This is a genomic window from Melioribacter sulfuriphilus (genome assembly GCF_052656625.1).
The window spans coordinates 43973-63108 of record NZ_JBQXXK010000010.1 but is presented as its reverse complement, the minus strand read 5'-3'; the positions used below and the strand labels follow the sequence as shown (position 1 = coordinate 63108).

Below are 19136 nucleotides of genomic sequence, written 5' to 3'. Positions count from 1 at the left end.
TTTAGTTTTAAAATGCTGGTAAAACAATTTACTGTTTTACCAGCTTTCTTAATATGATAAGTGTGGAAAATTTCTGATGATTGAGGTAAGATTCAGTGCAATTAAACCGAATGGCCAAGCAATTTCTGGCATACTAAACGAACCCTCCTACAGCGAGGCAAAAAGGAAAATCCATAAATTAGCCGGCAAACACAATCTTAAAATCAGCTCCATCCAGAAAAAAAGTACTTATATCTACAAGATAAGACGCGGAAACGAAAAGCCAATTACAGGTGAGCAAAGAGCCTTCTCAAAAGATGAAGTGGTTAACGCTCTTCAGAAATTGGGCTACGAAGTAATTTCGGTAAACAAAAAATTATTAGAATTCAATCTCAAACCGCCACAGCAGGATATCGTTTCCTTTGTTAAAATTTCTGCAGAATTACTGGACCAAAAATTACCATACAGTGAAATCCTGACTTTGCTAATAAACGACATTGAAAACAAAACACTCAGGGAAACACTAAAACAAATTAACAACGAACTGAAAAAAGGTGCCGATAGCCAGACTACGTTTCTCAGATATCAATCGATATTCGGTAAATTTACGGCTTATATGCTCGGACTGGCTTCCAAAAGTGGCAATATGGCAGAAATTTATAAAGCCACTGCAAAGTTTTTGGAACGTCAACAAGAATTTCGAAAGAATTTAAGAAGCGCCCTCATTACTCCTCTTGTTACTTTATTTGTTCTCTTTCTGGCTGTTTTGTTTTATGTCGGTTATATCTTCCCTGAAACGGCAAAACTTTTTGTGAAATTTAAGATTGACTTGCCGCCACTGACAGCCGCAACGCTTAAGTTAAGTGAATTTTTGATCGATAATGTATTGTGGGTTACTCTTGCGTCTGTTCTACCGCCCATTTTTTTATGGCAGTTTGCTAAAAGCAAAAAAGGAAAATTGATTGTCGATAGATTGATGTACAAAATACCTGTGATCGGTTCTTTGATACATAAAACATCGATTGAAGTTTTTTGCCGCGTCTTTTATACTCTTTACAGCGGCTCGGCAGAAAGCATCGAGCCGATACGAATTGCTGCAGAAGCCACCGGAAATTCGTATTTTGAAAATCAAATTAAAAATGTGGCTATTCCGTTGATGATTAAAAAAGGTATCGGCGTTACGGATGCCTTTCAGGCAAGTGGTGTTTTTACCGACACCGCCATTTCTCGTTTCCATTCCGGCGAGGAAACCGGTACAATTAAAAATACTGCTCTGCAACTTGCCAATTATTACGAAAGCGAAACTGTGTTCAGACTTAAGAATGTAATCGAACTGATTCAGGTAGTAATAGCAATGATAATTATGATTGTGATGATTGCTTTAACTCTAATTTCGGCAGAAACGGCAACAATAAGTCCTAAGTCGCCTATGATGGGATGATAAATTAATTTTAACGAAGGTATTTGGTTATGCTGGATTCACAACTCGAAATGGCTGATAAAATCGGTTATCTACTTCTTAAAAAAGGGATAATCGATGCAAATATTCTTGAGCAGGCTCTTAAAATTAAAGAAGCAGACCAGCTACAAAAAAAACGAAATCTCGCACAAATTCTGGTCGAAGAGTTTGGTTTTGAACACGACGTAATCTTTCGTGAAGTGTCAATACTCTACGCTTTCAAGGAACTCAACATAAAACCGGAAGAACTATCAGAAGAACGGATTAACGAAATTAAGAATATGATGACCAAGCAGGGCGACGAGTTAAAACGCCTTCTGCTTGAACATCGAGTTATTCCCTTCAAATACGACGATAAAATTAAAGATAAACTGATACTTGCTGCTGTAGACCCTACCGACAGAAATTTACCAAAAATTGCTTATGCCCTCAATGCCAAGAAATATGAAATAAATTATCTCCGCAAAAAGGATTACGATAAACTAATTAATCTGGTAATTACTTCGGAAAACGAATATTTGAGAATGGTTCAGGAAGCCGAAGAAGAATTTCATGTTCAGGACGAAGCCAGTATTGATGAAGAAGAACTCGATGCGGAAATTAATAAAAGCGCGTTGATTAATCTGGTAGAAGCCGCTTTAGTCGAAGGAGTGCGAAAAGGAGTAAGCGATATTCATATTATTCCCCGATCGGCAACGCGTACTGAAATCCATTTCAGAATCGACGGTAAACTGCAGCTATGGCATGTACAGGAAAATACTATGCCCGAAGCTGTTATGGCTGTGGTTAAAGATCGTTCAAAAGGACTCGACCGTTTCGAACGCGAAAAAGCTCAGGACGGTTTTATTCAGAGGGAAATCGATGGTCATATTATTCGTTTTCGTGTTTCGGTATTGCCAACAGTGGGCACAGAACTAAGAAACAAATTCGAAAGTATCGTCATTCGTATACTCGACGATCGAAAAGTAATACGCGATTTAAGCAAACTCGGATTGACGGGGTATGCACGCACCGCATTCGAAAAAGCAATTAAACAACCGCAGGGAATGGTTATTCTGACAGGACCGACCGGAAGTGGTAAATCGACCACTCTAATAGCCGCACTATATCAAGTAATTGACCCGACAAAAAATGTTCTGACTGTTGAAGATCCGGTTGAATACGTAATTGAAGGAGCGCGTCAATTGAAAATCGGTCACAAGATGAATTTTGAACAGGCGATAAGAGCCATCCTGCGACACGATCCCGATATTGTCCTTGTGGGCGAAATGAGAGATAAGGAAACGGCTGAAACTGCAATTAAACTTGCCAATACCGGTCACCTTACATTTTCAACTCTTCATACAAACGACGCTCCCAGCGCCGTAGCACGTCTTTATAAGATGGGCATCGAGCCTTTTCTTATTGCTTATGCAATTAATATCATTGTAGCTCAGCGATTGATTAGAAGATTGTGCGAAAACTGTAAAAAGAAAGTGGATAATGTCGAAGAGCATATTAAATCTTTAGGTCTGGACTTAGATGAATGGAAGGATTGCGAGATCTACGACGCTGTGGGTTGCGAAAAGTGCAATCATACCGGCTACAAAGGTCGGCTTGCTATTCACGAGGCGCTCTATTTTACAAAAGAAATTAGAAAAATTATTGTATCCTCAGGAGACGAAGTAGATGAAGAAGCCATCAGAAATCAGGCACGGAAAGATGGTACTAAAAGTTTGCGCGAGTCGGGATTCGAAAAAGTAAAATTGGGACTTACATCTATACAGGAAGTTATTGGCGCTACAATGGAAGATTAAAATAAATTATTTACTTATTTTGTGTAATTATGATAGAACAAGCTAAACAATTATTGTCTGCATTCGTTTCAAAGATACCTGAAATTTATTTCGGTCCAGAAAGAGTGCGCTTTATCGCCGAGCATATCGATAAATTGAACGATGAACAAAAACTCCTGCTGTTAAAATTTGCCAATCATATCCTTACGCTGATGCTGGAGCGAGAGGCATCGGACGTTGAGATTGGCGGATTTGGAACTCAAGGATACGTCTGGTTTCGAATTTATGGCAATAAAGAACGTGTGCAGGATTTACCGCAATTGACTCCTGACGAAGCAGGAATACTGATTATGTCGCTATTAAATCCAAATCAACGTCAGATTCTACTTACAGAACGTAATCTCGATTTTAGTTATACATTCTTTTATGAAAAAGAAAATGGAAACGTACGATTTCGTGCCGATGCATATTTCGACCTCGATACGCTTGCTCTTAATATGAGAGCAATACAGGCTAAAGTTAGACCTCTGAATTCACTCGAATTTCATCCTCTTGCCATTAGAGCAATGAGCCATAATTATATCAAATTCGGACTTTCGCTCGTTACAGGTATTACTGGTTCGGGTAAATCTACCACTCTCGACGCTATTATCGATTATCATAATCAGTTCGACCCATGTCATATCGTTATCATTGCATCGCCTGTTGAATATGTTCATACGTCAAAAAAATCTATTATAAAACATCGCGAAGTAGGAAGAGATGTCCTCTCATTTAAGGATGGCGTAATTCAGGCTTTGCGTCAGGATCCCGATATAATTGTAATTGGCGAAATGAGAGACCCTGAAACAATTATGGCTGCCCTCGAAGTAACCGATACCGGCCATAAAGTTTTCTCGACTCTACATACATCTTCAGCGGTTGAGTCGATTGATCGTATAATTGCCGAAGTTCATCCATCTGAACAGGAACGTGTTAGAAATCGTCTCGCCGATGTATTGATTTCTGTCGTATCTCAAAAACTTGTTCCAAGTCTCGATGGTAAACGTGTCCTTGCCAAAGAAGTACTGATTGTTACGCCCAGCGTTAAAGCCGCAATAAAGAACAATAATACAAGCGAAATATATATGATGATTAATCAGGGTACTCAGCAGGGAATGATTACTCTGGAACAGGATTTGTTGAGACTTTATACCGAAAGGAAGATTTCGAAGGAAAATGCAATTGCATACGCTAATAATAAAACTCGAATTATGCAGTTACTAAAAGCGTGATAATATGAAATATCTACTGAGTGTTTATACGGAAAGTAGTAATGCAAAAGTCGCATTGCTCGAAAAAGAGAAAGAATCTGTCAAAGTATTGCGCGTAATGTCTCTTTCTGTATCGGCGCCGGGCAGAGCTGGCACAGGCAATTATATGCTCGATCTGGAAACTCCCGCTGCAGATAAGGACCTTTCATTCGATGAATTGGCAAACATAGCTGATTCTGAAAGCGAAGGCAGCGACGTTTCGGATATGTCGCAACTAAATTCAATACTCTCGGGCATCAAGCTTTCACAGGTTCAGTTTATGCCTGTAGTGAGCGAACCGACGGCTAATTATCACTTCTCTGAACTTCCCGCTGATACTAATAAGAAGAAGTTATTACAGGCAATTATTTCCGATATAGAGAATTCGAAAGGCGTAAAAGTAAGCCCTGACATGCTTGGTTACACAGAATTTGACGAGAAGACTTTACTTAGCGTATTTCTCGAAGGAGAGATTCCGGCCGTTAATCTTATTAATCGCCTGGCAAACTTTAATAAGAGGCGTTATTTAAAAATTCCAGCAATTAAGCCGGCTGAATTATCGCTGGCATATTATGTGGCAAAAAACGGAAACTTTTTCCCTGAGGACAATACGCTGATAATTTATATTGGAAGGGAAACCAGTAAATTGATTTTCCTCGAAGGAAATAAATTAAAGCACATCGGAGCAACTCTCGACGTAGGCCTCACAAATTTGCATACATACGATGTTTACTTTTCAAAAATTTTGCTCGAAATGGAAAATGGTGGTATAACAAAACTCGACAATATTATTTTGTGCGGAGAAGACCGTTCCGAAAATCTTATTCTCTCTTTTTATGGTACATTTCCAGAAGCAAATGTAAGTGAAATGAAATTTGAGGATATCGATATTTCCGAGTTAAGTGAAGAGGTTCAGAAAGAGCTGGCACTCTACTCCATCCCAATTTCTGCAGCCGTCGAATATTTTGACGAACTTGAGAAAAAGCACGTCGGAATTAATATACTGCCGCGTTATATTCAGGAAAATCAAAAGTTTCTTCAGTTTGGGTGGCACAGTTATGCTGTAATGCCATTGCTATTTGCCGCTACTTTTTTCTTTACATTTGAAAGTCTATCTAATCTGCAAAAAATTAATGAATTCGATTTAGAAATTGCTCGACTAAACCAGAAACAGATGCAAAATCAAGCATTGATCGAACAAATTACTCCTCTTCAAAATCGAATCAACAATTTTGACGCAACCCAGTCGATACTCGATTCTGCTACAGTAAATGCCGGCATCTGGAACGAAAATCTTTTAGCAATTTCGGATTTTATGGAACGGAGAAGAAATTTCTGGATATCGAAATTCGAAAATCCTAATCAAGGCGATATAATCATTTATGGCTTTTCTCTTTCAAGAAGTGTACTTACAGAATTTGCACAAAACTATCCGACTGCAGTTATAAAAAATATTAATTCGGAAACAATCCGGGAAAAGTCGGCTTTCTCATTCATAATTAATCTTAAACTCAATGAAAAGAAGAGTTCAATTCAATGAGCCTCAAAGTAAAAAATACGGTTATAATTCTTGCAATTTTCATAGGTGTTGTAGCTGTTGGCTCATTGTTTAACTATGTTTATCTAAAAGGGAAAATTGAGGATAGACAGAAAAAAATTAAAGATCTGACACTCTTTCAGCTCGATACTGAAACACTTGAACAACAACTGGTCCTCTTGAAAGATAAAGTTGCAAAACTCGATTCAATTTTATCGAATAGAAAATATAATGTTCCGTTCAATCTGTCGCAGTCGGATTTCTATGATTTTGTTAATAAAATATCATTCACATTTTCGCCTTATTCATACGTTAATATCGAATATGACAGAACTGAGACTGGAAGTCAACTCAATTATTATGTATATAAATTAAGTGGAGTTGCCACCTTCAATGATTTAAATCGATTGATTTATGCAATCGAAGAGAGCAAGATGTTAAAGAAAATTAGTGATCTCAACATGGCAAACAATGTCCAGGTGGATAAGGATGGGATTCCGCATTATCTCGTTTCGTATAAATTTACAGTGAATGTCTATTTTTCGAATGACGATCGCTTTTATGTTAAAGATTATGCTGAAAATAGTTTAACACCAAATCCAGTATATGATATATTTTATCCTTTGATACGCAATGAAATTCCACCGAATGTAGATGGACTGCTGGATGTACAATCGGCTTCGCTGCTGGCATTAATTCCCGATGGGGCGTTCCTTTCAGATGCAAGCGGAAATACTTATCTATTATGGGAAGGTGACAAAGTTTATCTCGGTTATCTTACAAAGATCGACTACGATAACAATCAGGTCAACTTTATCCTCAATAAAGGCGGCATTGTCGAAACGGTTACTCTAAAACTCGAAAAAGAAAATAAAAAGAGTAAATAAAATGAAAAGGTTAATTTTTATATCGGTCATGTTGATTTCAGCGTTGCTGCATGCACAAATAGATTTGCAGGAGAAATTAAAAGGTTATGTCAACCCTGAAGAACTTGTTACACTTTCGGAGAATATTACATTTAATCAGGCAATTGAAGTGCTGAGCGCAGTCAGCCAGAAAATTACTGGTAAAAAAATCGTATCAACTGTAGAAATCAATCAACCAATCGGAATAGAACTGAAAAATATTCAGTACAAAAAAGCATTGTTAATCATAGTTCAGTACAATAATTTAATGTTTGAGGAGACCGAATCGACAATAATTGTCAAGAAAAAAGACGACGCTAAAGCTGAACTTTCAAAAGAAATTTATGCCCCCGTCGACGAAAGGGAAGTTAAAATTTCTGCACTTCTTTTCGAGGCAAATGTAGCCGATATGAGAGAACGAGGAATCAACTGGGAATTCCTTCTGTCGAGAAGCGGCTTATCAATTGGTGGTAAATTGGTAACATTACAGGAACAACAGGAGCAATCTTCAACCACAACAACTCAAGTGCAGCAGCAACCGCCCGAATTCGGTATCGAAACTAAATCACAGTTTACAATGGGTGAATTTGAAGGAGACGCAACGGCTTTGTTTAGATTTTTCGAAACAGAAAATCTCGGGAAAATAATTTCACGTCCTACTGTTAGCACTGTAAACGGAGTTAAAGGCAGGACGCAGGTTGGCTCGGATATTTCAATTAAAGAACGCGATTTTGCAGGGAATATTATTGACCGATTCTACTCAACCGGAACAATTATCGAAGTTACTCCTTATATCTATACAGAAGACGGAATAGATTATGTTTACCTAAAGCTGAAAGTTGAAAGAAGCTCGGCTAATCCAGGAACGATTACAACCGAAATTCGTAAGACAACTGCAGAAACAAGTGTGCTTCTGCTCGACGGTGAAGAAACTGCTATCGGAGGACTCTACGTTAACGAAGAGACTTCGGACAGACGCGGCGTCCCAATCCTGAAAGATCTCCCCTGGTGGGTTCTGGGATTGAGATATATATTCGGTTACGAGCAGAAAAGTTTAACAACAAAAGAAATTATTATGCTTATTAAAGCCGATATACTGCCGTCGCTTAAAGACAGAATTTCCGACAAGAAGAGCAAAGGCGTTTTGAAAGAACAATTGAAAAAGAATACCGACGAAATAAAACAATATATGCAGGAATCCCAAAGAGAAAAAGAATACGAAGATAAATAATATGGCTCTATAATAACTATGTCGGGAAAAGATGAAACTAAATGCCAAGCTGATATTAATATCGCTTGTAATTGTACTCATTACAATTGGTGCCTCGTCAACTATCTACTATTCTTTAACTGAGAGGCTTTTTACACGCTTTAAATCGCAATTGATACTTAATTCAACCAACGACTTCATTTTCCTCTTCGAAAATTATTTACAGCAAAATGAATACGACATAAAAAGAATTATTAATAATAGTAATTCAGTTGACATTGATTCACTTGGAATCGATTTTTTATTTACTTTAAAAGATAATTCAATTATAGATCTGCAGTCGTTTAAATCAAAAAAAAAGTACAAGCTCGATCTGAGTAGACTGGACTTCAAAGAATTCATTAATAACAATCCAAGAATAGTCCTCGGCTATCTGAATTCTCAAGATAATTTTTATTATTATGGTATGATAATCGACTCGGATTTCCTGACGAAAATAAGCGAAAAGATTCGTTCGGAAATTGCATTTGTGGTCAATAATAAAGTAATGGAAGTATCAAATCCTTTGAAGAATGAAAGTATAGTGAACTATCTTGAGCAAGCAATTGACAACCTTAAATACAAGAACAACTATGATATTTTCAGCATAGAATCAGACGAAATAGATTTCAGCGCATCGATTTATACACCCACACAAATTGTAATTCCTTCGGGAAAATTCTCGTTTCTTACCTTCGACACATTCGAAGAAGGTGTAAATTTCAGAAATACTCTCAAGAATGTTGTTATTCTTGTTATCGTCTCTGGGGGAGCCTTCACATTTATAATAGTATTGATTTTTACCTATAAATTCAGAAAACAGATTTCGATACTCGATGAAGCTGCTGAAATTACTGCCAGAGGAGATTTAAATCACCGAGCGCGAATTATTACAAAAGACGAAATTGGCAAACTCGGCCAAGCATTTAATAAGATGCTCGACGTTATTAACGAAAAAGAAAAGACCGAAAGAGAATACACAGAATTTATTAAACTGATCAATAAAAATCCTTCACTCGATGAAATATGCGACGCCGCACTAAACAAGATTATTAAAACGACTCAAATTAGTTTCGGAATAATTTACGTAATAGATAAAAATAAATTAATAACCGGTGCCTCTTACGGCATCGAGGGCAACTCGATAGAAAAGCCGGAGGCCTATCTTAAACAAACTATCGATAAAAAGGAAATAATTGAACTGACTTTTGAAGAAAATCACCCTGTAATCAGAACGGGACTTAGTAGTATTAAAATTCGTTATCTGCTCTTATACCCAATAATTTATAATAATAAAACAGTAGCCGTACTGGAACTGGCGTCGGAAAAATTACCTGCCAGCGATATCAAGCTTTATTTGAATAATATTCAGGAGCAACTGGCTGTAGGTCTTGTCAATGCTCGGTCGCTTCAACAACTCGAAAATCTGGTTGGCGAATTAAGGCGCTTGAACGAAGAATACCAATTGCAAAATAAAGAACTCAAACAGCTCCATCTGGAATTAAAGGCAAAAGCAGAAGAACTCGAAGAAGAAAGAAAAAAAGCTGTGGAGCTTTACAATATAAAATCACGCTTTCTTGCTAATATGTCGCACGAATTGAGAACGCCTCTGATCTCGATACTCGGTTTGACAGAATTAATGCTAAAAGAAATTAATTCCGAAAAAAGCAGCAGAAAGTTAAAAGTTATTTTAAGAAACGGGAAAAAACTTTTACGACTGATTAATAATATTCTCGACTTTTCTAAAGTGGATGCTGGTAAACTCGAACTGAACAAAGAAAGATTCTTACTTTCCGATTTGATCGAAGATATTATCCAGGACGTCGAACAGATGGCGGCAGAAAAAAAGTTGAAATTTATTCTCGAGCTGCCGAAAAATATCGATTTCATGGTCGAGGCTGATCGTTCTAAACTTGAACAGATTCTTTCTAATTTACTGTTCAACGCATTTAAATTTACCGAAGAAGGATATGTAAGATTGAAAGTAGAACAGATGGACGAGACTTCACTCGCATTTGCAGTTGAAGATACAGGCGTGGGCATTACTGAAGAAAATAAAGAAAAGATATTTGAAGAATTCGGAAGAATCGAGACGAACACTTCGCGTAAATACGGCGGAGCTGGTCTCGGACTATCGATAGCAAAACATTTCCTGGAATTGATGGGCTCGAAAATTGAACTTGAGTCGAAAGCCGGAGAAGGTTCGCGGTTTTCTTTCCTCCTGAATAATATAATTATCGAAACTTTCGATTCTGAAGTCGAGACTTTCCAAACAAAAGATTCCGACCTGAAAAAATGTGCAGTTATAATTACATCGAATCAAAATACATACAAATTAATTGCCGATTATCTTGCCTCGTATAATTACGAAGTGATGGAGTTAAAAACAGAAAATCTGTCTGATCCAAAGACAAAACAAAAACCCGACGTATTTATTATCGGAAATATTGACGATCGTGGAAGAGAATGGGAAACGCTCTATAAACTGAAGACGGGAATGTACGCGAATACTCCTGTAATAATACTTACCGTTCTGGAAGATCAAAAAGTTGGCTGGATACCCAACATATACGATTTTGTTGTAAAACCGGTGTCGCGGCAAAGGCTGGAAAAGTTGATAAACGATGTGGAAAGCTATCTCGGCAATAAAGCCGAAACAATTTTCTGGGTGGATAAAAAGAAAGAAATTTATGATTCACTGAAAAGTGAAAGTTTGTCAAATTTTGAATACAGGTCGGGTCTCGAAGCGGCAATGAGCGCTATTGACTTTAACTCGACACAAATTTTTCTTATCGATGTTGAGTCGTTTGTTGCCGATGCAATTTTGTTTACTGCAATGATACGGCATAACGTCTTTACGCGAAATACAATGATTATATTAATACTCCCCGAAAGATATGATAGTATGAATGCCGAAGAGTTGACGCGTGTAATGAACTCAATTGCGCTACGGGAAAAAAATCATCCTCTCGATATACTCAAAGTAATCCGTGATAGAATAAAAATTGATAATGAGTTTCTCAAAGAAAAATTAATCGAAACCGACGAAACCCCAAAACCGGCAGAAGAAACTGTGGTCAAAAAAAACAAGCCGACTGTCTTGATAGTTGACGATGATCAGGACACACTTTTTACAATCGGGGAATTTGTCAAGCAGCTGGGCTGCAATGCCATCTTTGCTCACAATGGAATGGAATGCCTTCTGACGTTGAATCATGTTGAGCCTGATTTAATTTTTCTTGATATAATGATGCCGATGATGGACGGTTTTGAAACTATTAAAAAAATTAGAACAGAAAACAGAACTGCCTCAATACCTGTAATTGCTCTAACGGCTTATGCAATGCTCGAAAACAAAGAGGTTATCGAAAAAAACGGTTTTGACGATCTGGTTACAAAACCTGTCGAATTCTCTCTGCTTGCGGCTAAAATAAAAAACATTCTTCAAGGCAAGAGCGTATAAATGAAAAAGATCTTGGTTATTGACGATTATCCAGATAATGTATTCTTACTTCAGGACAGGCTCGAACAGGAAGGCTTTGAAGTGATCAAAGCATATGATGGAAAGATGGGCATTAAAAAAGCGATCGAAGAAAAACCCGATTTGATACTTCTTGATATTATGATGCCTGGTATGTCCGGTTACGACGTATGCAAAACTTTAACCAATACCGAAGAGACCAAACAAATTCCGATAATACTTTTGACAGCGCTTACAGAAGCTGAGAATCTGAAAGAAGGCTTGCAGGCTGGGGCGTTCGATTATATTAAAAAACCGTTTAATCGTACCGAACTTGTGGCACGAATTAAATCAGCTCTTCGCTTCAGCGAAACAAATAAGTTCCTGATTGAAATAGAAAAAATCAAAACGTATGCTGCTACAGTCGTAACGGCGAATCATGAAATCAAACAGCCTCTGACTTTGATAAATCTCTCCACTGCTGCAATTAGGCGTGAATTGTCGAAAGAAAATTTTTCTAAGGAGGCTATTCTTAAAAGAATCGAATTTATTGAAAATGCTGCACGCGATATAGTTGCAGTACTTGAAAAACTCGGCTCAATTAAAAAACCCGTAATTACACCATATGTAAACGATCTGAATATAATCGATTTAAAATCAGACGAGAGCAAAAACTAACCAATTAATTCCTTTACCATCGAAAGGATTTCATCGAAGTTATAGGGTTTATGAATTATTTTGCTGACAATCTCGTTTATTCCTGGTTCTAAGCTGTAATCGGTTTGAGAACCTGAAGCAAGTATGATTGGAATTGTTTTGTTCATAGTTCTTAATTTTTTTATGCATTCGATCCCTTCGATATCGGGCAGTTTCTGGTCAATAATCAAAAGGTCGGGAGGATTGGCCGGGTCGTACTTTTTAAACATTCCTTTACCGTCTGAAACAGCAGTAATTTTATACCCGTACGATTCGAGTAATTCGGTCAGCAATTCCAGTAAAATTTCCTCGTCTTCCACTAAAAGGATCTGTTTTGCTTTTTCGGTAGTTTTTTCTTTCGGATGCCCCAGTGATGGGAATGTAAGTAAAAATTCACTTCCCTTACCTTTCTCGCTCCAGACTTTGATTACGCCTTCGTAACTATCGACTATTTGTTTTACTATCGACAGTCCGAAGCCTCTATTTTTAACTTTCGACTTGGTCGAAAAATTTTCGTCGAAAATAAAAGGAATTATTTCTGGATCGATACCCGTGCCGTTATCGGATATTTTTATTTGTATGTAAGGCTGAGTGTTGAATAAATCCGATGAACCAGAACGATCGGTTATATTGATATTGGAAGTTGTTATTGTAATGGTTCCCCGGTTATTAATTGCCTCTATTGCATTTACGATGAGATTCAGAAAAATTCTGTAAAAATCGGAATAGCGCCCTTCGAGGGGGTACAGGTCGGGTTGAAGTTTGAGATTGAATTTGACTTTATTTCTTTGGCTAAGGCTAACTGTAGAAACCAGAATTTCGATTAATTTATTGACGTCGATTTTCTTTTTGTGATGTGGCTTACCCTTAGAATCGGCTTGCATGTCTTCCATTATTTCAGTAGCCATAAAGGCACTGCTTTCGATGCTGTTGATAATCGGCTCGACTTCATCATAGTTTGCCACTTTCTTCTTGAGGAGTTCGAGACTGTTTAGAATCCGAGTGATAATATTATTCAGATCGTGTGTCAGATGAGATGTCGATAAATTCCGTCTATTCATTTTATTTCAATTTGTACTTGATAATCTTCGAATAGAGAGTTTTTTGACTTATTCCAAGAGCACGGGCTGTATTTTCCCGATTCCATTGAAATTTGTCCAGCGCATTTTTGATATGAATTTTTTCAAGTTCTTCGAGCGTAAGGAATTCTCCATCTTTTTCAGAAAATTTAGTGAAATCGAATTCATCTTTAGGGATGTTTAAATCTTTCGGTTGAATAATATTTCCGTCCGAAAAAATAATTGCCCTTTCGATCATATGTTCAAGCTCACGCACATTGCCGGGGAAGCTGTAATTTAGAAGTGCCTTTTGAGCGCTTTCGGATAACTTTTTGAGTGATCTTACAGGAGACTTTTTTCTCAGGAAATACTCTGCTAAAAGGAGAACATCATTCTGACGCTGTCGAAGCGGTGGAATTGTAAGCGTGATTACATTTAAACGGAAGAGGAGGTCGCGTCTGAAGTTCTTATTTTCAGCTTCTTCCATCAGGTTTTTGTTAGTTGCTCCGATAACCCGCACATTCGATTTTAAATTTGTAACCCCACCGATTCTACGGAATTCTCCGTTTTCAAGGAATCTGAGGAATTTGGGTTGAAGTGTAAGACTCAATTCGCCAATTTCGTCGAGAAAGAGAGTACCGCCGTTGGCAATTTCAACCAGACCCTGTTTTGAAGATTTTGCGTCTGTAAAAGCGCCTTTTTCATAACCAAACAATTCACTTTCGATTAACTGGTCGGGCAACGAAGCACAGTTAATTGCGACAAATGGTTTTGAAGCTCTATCTGAATTTTTATGGATAAACTCCGCAAATAATTCCTTGCCTGTACCGGTTTCGCCTTCGAGTAAAATATTCGAATCCGAGCGAGCTGCTTTTTCAGCCAGACGGATTACTTCCTTAATTGCCTCACTTTCGCCTATAATTGCACCTGTATATGCCTGATTAACTTTCGAAGATAGAATTTTATTTTTGACAATTAAGTCTTTATGCTCCATAGCGCGTTCGATGGTTACGCAGAGCTGACCAAATTCGTAGGGTTTGGTAATAAAATCATAAGCTCCCTTTTTGATGCAATCGATGGCTGTCCGTACGTCGGATTTTGCGGTCAATACGATAATCTGTGTTGAAGGGTGATTTTCGATAACATATTCGAGTACGGTTTCGCCATGAACTTCTTTCATCTCGAGGTCGAGTAGAAGAATATCGTATGGAATCGATTTTAACTTTTCGATAGCATATTTACCGTCGTAAACAACGTCGACGCGGTAACCTTCGTTAACCAATTCTTCTTTTAAGAGATAGCACAAAGTTTCGTCGTCGTCAGCAATTAGTATTTTGGCGTCTTTCATCTTTGCAATCGTTAAATAAATTGTTAACAATATAAAAAAAATCGGGGATAAAACCATTTGTGGTATTCTCGTATTCTAATTTCGCTTATCCCGCCCAGTTTCATCTTAAATCAATTCAAAACGAAAAGTCCAATGCCCCGAAGGCAATTCATTAAACATCTGTTTTAATTTTTATAGTAATTGAAGCACTTATTCTAAACAATGAACATAAGATAATAATCTAAGAGCTTGCAATTTCAGAACTATCATATCATAAGTAAAATATTTGTAACTCCACAATTACGTATAGTGAAAACATTTCACTAAAAATACAAATGATAGAACAAAAAATAGCAAAGTCATCTTAACATTATTTTAATATTGGGTTAATATAAATTTAATGATTGCGGATTAGATTTCGAATTAAACAAATCCATTTATGGAGGAGAAATGAAAAAAATAGTTATACCATTTTTCTTGATTAATTTTTGGGCAAGTTTAGTTTTTGCCCAGGTCGGTAAATTAGCTGGTAAGGTAATGGATACAGAAGGGCATACGTTGATAGGGGCAAATGTTTATATTAAAGAATTATCCATCGGTAGCACGACGGATAACAACGGAAACTTTACGATATTAAATTTAGAAAAGGGGAAATATAGCTTAAGGGTGTCTTATCTTGGATATCAAGCAAAAGAAGAAAAGGTAGAAATTATAGCTAACCGAACAACATTTGTTGAAATTAAATTAAAGCCTGGAATAGTTGAAGCTGGTGAAGTGGTAGTATTAGGAGAAAGAATAGAAGGGCAGGCAAGAGCGCTTAATCAACAAAGAACCAACGATAACATTACAAATATTATCTCGACGGATCAGATAGGACGTTTTCCGGATCAGAATATAGGCGATGCATTAAAAAGAGTTGCTTCAATTACTGTTAATTATGATCAAGGAGAAGCACGTTATGTTAATATAAGAGGAACAGAACCACGCTTAAACTCTATTATGATTAATGGAGAAAGAGTACCATCTGCAGAGGCAGAAATAAGAAATGTGCAGGTCGATTTAATTCCATCAGATATGGTTCAAACAATCCAGATTAACAAAGCTATTACTCCAGATATGGACGCCGATGCAATAGGGGGAGCTGTAAATCTGGTTACGCGTGCACCATCCTCACTTTTAAGATTAAGTAGTACTTTGGCGAGTGGTTATAATTTCCTATCAGAAAAACCGATCTGGAATGGTGCTCTTGTATTCGCTAATAGATACATAAATAACAAATTGGGTGTGGTGCTAAGTGGCTCTTTATTTGACCACAATTTAGGCTCGGACAATACAGAAGGGACGTGGGAAAATGATGATGGAAATATTTTTCCCTCTGAATGGGAAGTAAGAGCATATAAGATTAGAAGATTACGACAAAGCCTTGCAGCATCATTTGATTATCAACTATCTCCAACTGATAATATATATCTAAAAACAATGTATAATCAAAGAAACGATTGGGAAAATAGATATCGTTTAAGGTATCGTCTCGATAAAGACAGAATTGTAAAACAAACAAAAGGTGGCATTAACAACAATAGGAATAATAATGCAAGATTAGAAGACCAGAGAACATTTACGATATCGTTAAAAGGCGAACATGTTCTTTTGACCTCGCTTAAAATCAACTGGGCGACTTACTATTCTTCAGCATCGGAGGAAAGACCTAATGAAAGATATATATCATTCCAGGTGAAAAATATTGAACAATTTTATGATATATCAAACCCGGAAAAGCCTATTATAAATTATAATTCCTCGTTACCAGAGGACTTGAATAATTGGGAATTTGACGAGCTAACAGAAGAACGCCAGTTTACGGAAGAAAAAAATTATTCAGCGAAAATAGACTTAGAACTGCCAATTTCACAAGGAATTAATAAAAATACTCTGAAATTTGGTGCCAAATATTCAAAGAAAGATAAATTGAGAGATAATAACTTCTTCTCATATACACCCATTAATAGCTTCGAAACTTTAGCCAATGTACCCGTGAAGGATTATACTGATAATAACTTCCTGGCAGGTCCTTATAAGATTGGTAAATTTGCAACAGAAGAATTTTTAGGCAGCCTAGATTTGAATGACCAGACTCTTTTCGAGAAAGAAGATGTACCAGCAGAATATGCACCCCAAAATTTTAATGCGAAAGAAAAAATATTTGCTGCCTATGCCATGCTTGAACAAAACGTCGATAAAAATTTAAAAATTATTGCAGGCTTTAGAGTGGAAAATACTTCTCTTGATTACGCAGGAAATGAGTTTAACGAAGAGACTGAAGAAATTAATAAAACTTATGGAAGCGATTCGTATACCAATTTCTTACCAGGAGTTCATATTAAGTTTAACTTATCGCCAAATCTAATACTAAGAGCAGCATGGACAAATACAATTGCACGTCCAAACTATTATGACCTGGTGCCCTATAGAAATATTATTACAGAAGATAATGAATTAGAAGTTGGTAATCCTGCACTGAAACCTACTCGTTCTATGAATTTCGACTTGATGCTTGAAAATTATTTTGAAGATGTGGGCATAATTTCAGGCGGAGTTTTCTATAAAAGTATTAAAGATTTTATTTATATCTATAACCAGGATGATTATTTCGACCCTGTATCAGGTAATGTTTATGAAATTTTCCAGCCTCGTAACGGTGCTAGTGCTACACTCTTTGGTTTTGAGTTTAGTTTACAAAAACGCTTGGATTTCTTACCCGGATTATTAAATAATCTCAACTTTTATTCAAATTATACTTACATATATTCAAAAGCCGATAATCCAATGCTTAGCGAACAGGTCGATGGAGATAAAGACATTGCTTTACCAGGGACGGCTCCGCATACTCTCAATTTAGCTCTAACTTATCAAGATGAAAAAATGGCACTGGGAGTTGCATTTAACTACACTGCACCTTATTTAGACCCGGATGAATTAGATTTAACACCTGGACTTGAAAGGTATTATGATGAAGTTACTTACTTAGATTTTAATGGTTATTACCGAATTATGCCTCAGTTACGACTGTTTTTTGAAGTAAATAACCTGTTAAATCAACCCTTACGATATTATGCAGGCGAAAGTTCAAGGACATATCAAGCTGAATACTATAATATCCATTTTACTGCAGGTATTAAATTTGACTTATAAAATTGTTAAAACAGATTAAAGTGTGGAATAATGAAAAAGATTATATTACTCATTAGTCTGAATCTCTTTACATTAAAATGCTCATCTACAATAGATCCTGTAATAGTTAAAGAATATATTCAAACTAAACGTGATACAACAGATAATGTCGACTCGCCAGCCTTCTGGGCGGGTAAAAACGGAGAGAAATGGATTATATCCACTGCCAAGTCCTCTGATTGTCTAATAGTTGATGACGCTGAAACAGGTAAAAACATTAAAAGAATTGGTACTAAAGGCGACAAACCAGGCCAGATGGATAGACCTAATGGCATCTTTGTAATCGATAGCTTGGCCTTTGTAGTAGAAAGAGACAATCATCGAGTACAGATTTTTCAACTGCCAGAATTCAAATCGATTGGTACTCTGGGTGATTCATTGTTAAAAAAACCTTATGGAATTTTCGTATATAAAACAAATGATTTTAATTACAGATTGTATGTTACAGATAATTACAATTTAGACGGTGAAAAAATCCCCCCTCGTAATTTACTTAATAAGAGAGTTCATATTTATACAGTGACTATTGTAAATAATAATATGAAGTGGAGATTTGAAAAAGCTTTTGGCGATACCACAGCAAAAGGTGTACTGCATGTTGTTGAGTCTATCCATGCCGACGTTGAAAACAATCTCTTATTGATTGCCGAAGAGGATACAACCCAGTCTACTATAAAGGTGTACGACCTCGAGGGTAATTTTACTGGAAATGTAATGGGTGATGGCTTATTTGATGGCCAGATTGAAGGAATATTTTTAGTAAAATGTGATGATAAAAGGGGTAAATGGATAATCACGAATCAGTCAAAGAAAAATAATAGGTTCTTGATATTTGATAGAGCTAATTTTAATTATATTGGCTCTTTTATCGGAACAAATACAACAAATACAGATGGTATCTGGTATACAAGTACTCCAATCGGAAAATTATCGAAAGGAGCTTTCCTTGCAGTTAATGATGACGGTAATGTTTCCATATTTAATTGGAAAACTATTGAGCAATTATTGCATATCGAATGCAACTAAATAATCAGTTAATTGCCTTTGTAAACTTATTTTTTAGTAATATCGCATTCATTGCAAGACTTCGACTAAGAAGCCCAATTCACATCGAACTATATAAGCCATAAATTTGGAATTTATTGCCAGAAACGATATATTTGCATCT

General features: G+C 36.7%; 12 protein-coding genes. 10 read left to right on the top strand and 2 right to left on the bottom strand.

The annotated features are described in order from the left end of the window. Positions 1-76: 76 nt before the first annotated feature. Genes ACUN8G_RS13085 through ACUN8G_RS13050 form a run of 8 tightly spaced genes read left to right on the top strand, consistent with a single transcriptional unit; the run spans position 77 to position 12334 of the window. Positions 77-1420 (top strand): type II secretion system F family protein, encoded by a 1344-nt coding sequence (locus ACUN8G_RS13085; protein WP_437345386.1) that lies wholly within the window; start codon positions 77-79, stop codon positions 1418-1420. Between the two features lie 29 nt (positions 1421-1449). Next, positions 1450-3234, top strand: coding sequence for a GspE/PulE family protein (locus ACUN8G_RS13080; RefSeq protein WP_437345385.1), 1785 nt, complete (start codon positions 1450-1452; stop codon positions 3232-3234). Positions 3235-3263: 29 nt separating this feature from the next. After that, the gene (locus ACUN8G_RS13075; RefSeq protein WP_437345384.1) at positions 3264-4487 is read left to right on the top strand and encodes a type IV pilus twitching motility protein PilT; all 1224 of its coding nucleotides are present in this window, start codon (positions 3264-3266) and stop codon (positions 4485-4487) included. Between the two features lie 4 nt (positions 4488-4491). After that, positions 4492-6045, top strand: a complete 1554-nt coding sequence (locus ACUN8G_RS13070; protein WP_437345383.1) for a hypothetical protein — start codon at positions 4492-4494, stop codon at positions 6043-6045. Continuing rightward, on the top strand, positions 6042-6929 hold the full coding sequence (locus ACUN8G_RS13065; RefSeq protein WP_437345382.1) for a hypothetical protein: 888 nt from the start codon (positions 6042-6044) through the stop codon (positions 6927-6929). Before ACUN8G_RS13070 ends, ACUN8G_RS13065 begins: the two co-directional genes overlap by 4 nt. 1 nt (position 6930) lies before the next feature. After that, positions 6931-8178, top strand: a complete 1248-nt coding sequence (locus tag ACUN8G_RS13060) for a type II secretion system protein GspD (protein ID WP_437345381.1) — start codon at positions 6931-6933, stop codon at positions 8176-8178. Positions 8179-8209: 31 nt separating this feature from the next. Beyond that, positions 8210-11659, top strand: coding sequence for a response regulator (locus ACUN8G_RS13055; RefSeq protein ID WP_437345380.1), 3450 nt, complete (start codon positions 8210-8212; stop codon positions 11657-11659). Beyond that, positions 11660-12334, top strand: a complete 675-nt coding sequence (locus tag ACUN8G_RS13050) for a response regulator transcription factor (protein ID WP_437345379.1) — start codon at positions 11660-11662, stop codon at positions 12332-12334. On the opposite strand, the gene ACUN8G_RS13045 is transcribed toward ACUN8G_RS13050, so the two are convergent. Then, positions 12331-13413 carry an ATP-binding protein gene (locus tag ACUN8G_RS13045; RefSeq protein ID WP_437345378.1) on the bottom strand — a complete coding sequence of 361 codons (1083 nt, stop codon included), beginning with the start codon at positions 13411-13413 and terminating at the stop codon, positions 12331-12333. The two genes, ACUN8G_RS13050 and ACUN8G_RS13045, sit on opposite strands and share 4 nt — an antisense overlap. Before the next feature lies 1 nt (position 13414). Then, positions 13415-14758, bottom strand: coding sequence for a sigma-54-dependent transcriptional regulator (locus ACUN8G_RS13040; RefSeq protein WP_437345377.1), 1344 nt, complete (start codon positions 14756-14758; stop codon positions 13415-13417). Between the two features lie 429 nt (positions 14759-15187). Here ACUN8G_RS13040 and ACUN8G_RS13035 point away from each other — a divergent pair, with 429 nt between their 5' ends. Together ACUN8G_RS13035 and ACUN8G_RS13030 are read left to right on the top strand one after the other, a co-directional pair. Further along, entirely contained in the window at positions 15188-17929 is a 2742-nt protein-coding gene (locus tag ACUN8G_RS13035) for a TonB-dependent receptor (protein WP_437345376.1), read from the top strand. A gap of 30 nt (positions 17930-17959) precedes the next feature. Then, positions 17960-18994, top strand: coding sequence for an NHL repeat-containing protein (locus tag ACUN8G_RS13030; RefSeq protein ID WP_437345375.1), 1035 nt, complete (start codon positions 17960-17962; stop codon positions 18992-18994). Positions 18995-19136 lie beyond the last annotated feature (142 nt).